The sequence below is a fragment of the Vibrio sp. 811 genome, assembly GCF_033339195.1.
This window is the reverse complement of record NZ_JAWOUB010000070.1, coordinates 1-1,446: the sequence shown is the minus strand read 5'-3', so window position 1 is coordinate 1,446 and position 1,446 is coordinate 1. Positions and strand designations below refer to the sequence as shown.

2 protein-coding genes are annotated in these 1,446 nt (G+C 41.6%); both read right to left on the bottom strand.

Annotated elements, in window-relative coordinates; genetic code table 11:
- Positions 1-51: 51 nt before the first annotated feature.
- Positions 52-597, bottom strand: a complete 546-nt coding sequence (locus tag R7Q46_RS24855) for a spore coat U domain-containing protein (protein WP_005462880.1) — start codon at positions 595-597, stop codon at positions 52-54.
- A 402-nt stretch (positions 598-999) separates the two neighbouring features.
- Positions 1,000-1,446 (bottom strand): zinc-binding dehydrogenase (locus R7Q46_RS24850; protein ID WP_318077884.1); only part of this gene is annotated, 447 nt, incomplete at its 5' end.

The following is a 1,446-nucleotide window of genomic DNA, read 5'->3' as shown; positions in this document are numbered from 1 at the left end:
ACACCAACTCATCACGACAAGTGAAAAGCCTCTAACAACCAGCGTCACGGTTTACCAGCTTAATGTCACACTGATTGTATCTGAGTACGATCCCGCAGTGCTGCTCGTACCGTAAGCTTTCGCAAAAAGCTCAATGGTCTGAGCCGTTGCGGTCGTAAACTCAGTAAGCGCCACCGTTCCATTTTGCACGATTTGGGTATTTCTGTCTGAATCGGTAAACAACTTATATTCGATATACTCGGAACCATTCGACATCGCGTAGGAGCCAGCTGCTACACTTCCGTCATACAAACCAGTGCCAAGTGTAAAGGTTGGAGTCACACCGTTACTACAGAGCACTTCAATGCCCGTCGCGCTGCCACCATTGACCACAGCATCTTGCTCAGTAAAGATCGCTGGCACGTCGCCGAAATCAAGTAAACCAAAACCAATACCAGAAGCAGTGTCTACCGCATTATTTCCGTTGATCACACAACCTTGTACAAGGTTAATTGAAACATCAATGGTGCCGCTCACTGAGGCGCCGTTTGCTTGCCAACTGAATGACGTTAATAACAGAGGCATCATCAAATATATTCTTTTCATATAAAGCTCCATTTTCTAACATTCCACTGTATATCGATGATTGTTTTATTAGTTATAGCTCAAGTATGACAAACTAAATGCATATAAAATGCGAAACATTTAAAAGAAGTAAGTTAGGTATAAAAACAGGCACGATTAAAAAACAAATAACTACAAAAGGAAATTTTGGCAAGATATAAAACCACAAAATACCCTTAAAAATAAAATGGTCATTTGGTTATTCTAAATACAGAAAGTGAAGCTTTACTGAAGTTTCAGAAGAAAATAAAGTCGATTTGAACAGAGTAGAGCAGGAAATTGGTTATTAAACGGCAGTAAAATTCTAGGCTGAAATTAAGAAAATGGACGAAAAAGATAGGGCTAAAATAAACAAAAAAGCGCCCCCCTTTGGAGCGCTTTTCTTACTAGAACTGATTATTCCCAATCAAGAATAACTTTGCCCGACATGCCAGAGCGCATAACGTCAAAGCCTTCTTGGAAATCATCAATCTTGTAGTGGTGCGTGATGATTGGCGATAAATCCAAACCAGATTGAATCAGTGAAGCCATCTTGTACCACGTTTCGAACATTTCACGGCCGTAAATGCCTTTGATAACCAGACCTTTGAAGATCACTTGGTTCCAGTCGATACCCATGTCTGATGGTGGAATACCCAACAGAGCGATACGACCACCATGATTCATTGTCGTTAGCATTGAGTTGAATGCAGCTGGGTTACCCGACATTTCAAGACCTACGTCGAAGCCTTCTGTCATGCCTAGTTCAGCCATTACATCTTCAAGCTTCTCTTCAGCCACGTTTACTGCACGTGTTACGCCCATTTTACGAGCAAGCTCAAGACGGTATTCGTTTACGTCTGT

Bases quoted from the DNA above. Each gene is read 5' to 3' on its own strand.
- R7Q46_RS24855 (WP_005462880.1), bottom strand. From the start codon at position 597: ATGGAGCTTTATATGAAAAGAATATATTTGATGATGCCTCTGTTATTA.